Genomic DNA, 3,117 nt, shown 5'->3' on the forward strand with positions numbered 1-3,117 from the left:
GGGGAGGAGGGGCGCAGGATCACGGCGAGCGGGTCGTCGGGGCCCGGCTCCGGGCCGTCGTCGTCAAGGCGTGTGGTCAAGGCTTCTCCTCAGGTGGACGCGGAGCAGTTCCCGGGCCGCGTGCAGGTCGGCCTTGACGGTTCCTTCCTTGCGCCCGGTCAGTGCGGACACCTCCCGGATCGGCATGTCAGCGTAGTAGTGGAGCAGGATCGGGACGCGCAGTCGCTCCGGCAGCGACTGCACGAGCATCCGCACCGACGGGTCGGCCTGTTCGGGGTGGGGGCGTACGGCGGCCTCCGAGGTGACGCGGTGCAGGGCCCGGCGCTCGCGCTCCAGCTTGCGCCAGTGGTCCCGTACCAGGTTGGCCGCGGTGACGTAGAGGAACCCGCGTGGCTCCTCCACGGACGTCCAGCGGGCCCAGAGCCGGGTGAACGCCTCCGAGGCGATCTCGTGGGCCGTCCCGTCGTCGTCGACGAGCCGGCGGCACCAGCCGGCGAGGCGCGGATAGAGGGCGGCGAACAGCTCGGACGCTGCCTTCTCGCGGGACCGTTTCAACGCTCTCCCGGGGTGGGTGACTTCGCACCGCTCAGCGCCGCGAACACGATGACGTTGTCCGCGTAGCCGTCGCCGGTCCGCGCTCCGCCGCACGTGATCAGCCGTAGCTCCGGCCGGTCCACGTCCCCGTAGACGTCGTCCGCGGGGAAGTCGGTTCTGGGGACGGTCCGCACCGCCGTGACGGCGAACTCCGCCGCCGTGCCGTTCTCCAGGCGCGCCGTGATCCGCTCACCCCGGTGCAGCCGGGCGAGGTGCCGGAAGACGCCGTCGCCGTACGGGCCGACCGTGACATGGCCGAGGAGCACCGACGGGCCCGCCTCGCCGGGTGTCGGCGAGTGCCGGTACCAGCCCGCCCGGTCGTGGGCCGTGACCGGCGGCACCTGCACCGTGCCGTCGGACGCCAGGCCCAGCCGGATCACCGGGGTGTCGACGCCGATCGCCGGGATCAGCAGCCGCACCGGGGCCGAACGGACCAGGGATCGTCCCCTGTCGGCCGGGACCGGTGAAGCCGTGGTCCTCGGCCGCGGCGGGGTGGTCCCGTGGCCCGCGCACGCCGTCAGCAGGGACGCCAGTGCCCCGGCGGTGACGGCGCGCCTGGAGAACGAACTCATGCCCCGGTCGCCCGGCGGCGGCGTACGACGAAGACCGTGCCGCCGCCCAGGGCGAGCACCGCGGCGGCGCCCGCGCCGATCGCCGCGCCGTCGTTACCGGAGGCCGGGGACGACGCCACACCGGTGTCGGGCGCGCCGCTCGGCACGACGGAGACCTGCCCATCGGCGGGCGCCCGGGTCGGTTCGGCACTGGCCGGCGCCGGGGCCGGTTCGGCCGCCCGGGTGGGTTCGGCGCTCTTCTCCGGCTGGGTGGTGGGCGCGGCGGACGCCGGGACCGGGCTCGGGGCAGCAGCCCCGTCCGCGAACGCGGGCCCCGTGCCCATCAGTACGGCGGTGCCCGCGAGGGCCAGGGCACTGAGGACGGTTCGGCGCATGGAATCGCTCTCCTTCGTCGGTCCGCCCGACGGTCGGGCGGGGTGACACATCGTGCGGAGAGACGAGGCGGCGCCGAGGCGGGTTGTAAAGAGATGGCAAAGCCGTCGCGGGGGGCCCGGAACAACCTGGCCCCAAATAACCTGATGCGCGCGGGAGTCGGGGCGGCTAGCATCCGTCGCGATGACGACTCACTCTGTGAACAGATTGGGGGACCCGTCCGCGCAAGGTGAGTGCTGATGCTCACCGACCTCGTGAACGGGGACTTCCCGCTTTCCTTCTGGCCGCGCGTGCGCGAGTTCGCCGTGCCGCCTTCCATGATCGAGACCGCGACCGCGCGCCGCCGTGCCGGTGACTGGGCGGGCGCCTGCGCCGCCGCGAACGTCGACGTCGACATCCGGCCCCGTCTCGTGGCGCGGTGTTACGGCCGGGAGGTCGCCGCCAGGCTCCGCGCCGACCTCCGGCACCTCGCCCCGGACCTGCTGCGCTGGCACATGCCGAGGATCGCCCCCGACGGGCTGCTGCGGCCGGGCCTGACCATCACCCTGTCCCGCTACGGCACCACCGGCCCGGGAGCACTGCACCTCGTGGCGCGAACGCCGCCCGCCTGGGCGGACGCCGGTCAGCGGATCAGCCTCGCCCTGTGGGACGCCTCCCGCGCTCGGGAGGCCCACCGGCATCATCCGCATCCGCGACCCAGCCGGCGCTTCCGGCTCGACCTGCACCGTCACCTGTGGGACGCGCGTCGGTCCGGTGAGCTGCGGGCGCGGTCCGGCGAGGGCGGTGCGGGCCCCGGTCCCGCCGGGCCGGCGCCGCACGGACTCGGGCCGGCGCCGTACGGACAGCGGTGCGCCGTCGACCGATGGGCGGCCGAGGCGGAGATCCTGCTGCGCGCCGGGGGACGGTCCGGCGGCAGGGTCTCCGTGCGGCTCGGGGCACGGCACCGGGTCGTCCTGGAGGTGTCCGACGGCGGTGAGCAGGCGGCGATGTCGTACGCACGCGCCCCAGACGCCGTGCTCCCCGTGCTGCCCGACGCGGCGACCTGGGTGCTGCCCGACCTGGAGCTGCTGCGGGCCGGGGCGATCGACGCCGGGCGGCTGCATCCGCTGGTCGCCTCGGCCCTGGGGGCCGAGCGGCCGGGCCCCCCTGGGGTGCCGGAGCGGGCGGGCGACCCCCGGGTGCCGGAGCGGGCGGGTGACCCCCGGGTGGTGGAGTGCCGGGGCGCCCGGCACCGGATCGGCCTGGTCGACGGCGCACTGGCCGCCCTCGACCACGATCCGGCCGAGATCCGGCGGGAGGAACTGCTCGCCGCCTTCGGCGGGCCGCCGCTGCCCTGTCTGCGCGCCGTCGACGAGGCCCACCGCCGGCCCGAATGCCTCCCCGGCGTCCGCGAACGCCTCCACCACGGAGACACCGCCGGCGCGCTCGCCGCGGTCGAGAGCCTGCTCGGCCCCGAGGCGGTGCTGCGCGACGGCCCACTGCGGGAAGCGCTGGACACGGCCGCACGACGGCGCATCGCCCACGGGCTCTACCGCGCGGGCCTGGACGGCCCCCCGCCCGGCGGCCTGCGCCCCTGGGA

Annotated in this window: 4 protein-coding genes; 1 reads left to right on the forward strand and 3 read right to left on the reverse strand. The window is 75.8% G+C overall.

Going from position 1 to position 3,117, the window contains the following annotated elements:
• Positions 1–63: 63 nt before the first annotated feature.
• The 3 genes from C1J00_RS41000 to C1J00_RS41010 are packed head-to-tail and all read right to left on the reverse strand — an operon-like array spanning position 64 to position 1,540.
• Entirely contained in the window at positions 64–555 is a 492-nt protein-coding gene (locus C1J00_RS41000; protein WP_102913918.1) for an RNA polymerase sigma factor, read from the reverse strand.
• Entirely contained in the window at positions 552–1,166 is a 615-nt protein-coding gene (locus C1J00_RS41005; RefSeq protein ID WP_102913919.1) for a class F sortase, read from the reverse strand. The genes C1J00_RS41000 and C1J00_RS41005 overlap by 4 nt, the downstream gene beginning before the upstream one ends.
• Positions 1,163–1,540, reverse strand: a complete 378-nt coding sequence (locus tag C1J00_RS41010) for a Tat pathway signal sequence domain protein (protein ID WP_102913920.1) — start codon at positions 1,538–1,540, stop codon at positions 1,163–1,165. The genes C1J00_RS41005 and C1J00_RS41010 overlap by 4 nt, the downstream gene beginning before the upstream one ends.
• A gap of 237 nt (positions 1,541–1,777) precedes the next feature.
• Here C1J00_RS41010 and C1J00_RS41015 point away from each other — a divergent pair.
• The coding region (locus tag C1J00_RS41015) for a hypothetical protein (protein WP_180989882.1) at positions 1,778–3,117 on the forward strand (1,340 nt) is incomplete at its 3' end.

This window comes from Streptomyces cahuitamycinicus (genome assembly GCF_002891435.1).
Lineage (GTDB): Bacteria > Actinomycetota > Actinomycetes > Streptomycetales > Streptomycetaceae > Streptomyces > Streptomyces cahuitamycinicus.

Bases quoted from the DNA above. Each gene is read 5' to 3' on its own strand.
- C1J00_RS41005 (WP_102913919.1), bottom strand. From the start codon at position 1,166: ATGAGTTCGTTCTCCAGGCGCGCCGTCACCGCCGGGGCACTGGCGTCC.
- C1J00_RS41010 (WP_102913920.1), bottom strand. From the start codon at position 1,540: ATGCGCCGAACCGTCCTCAGTGCCCTGGCCCTCGCGGGCACCGCCGTA.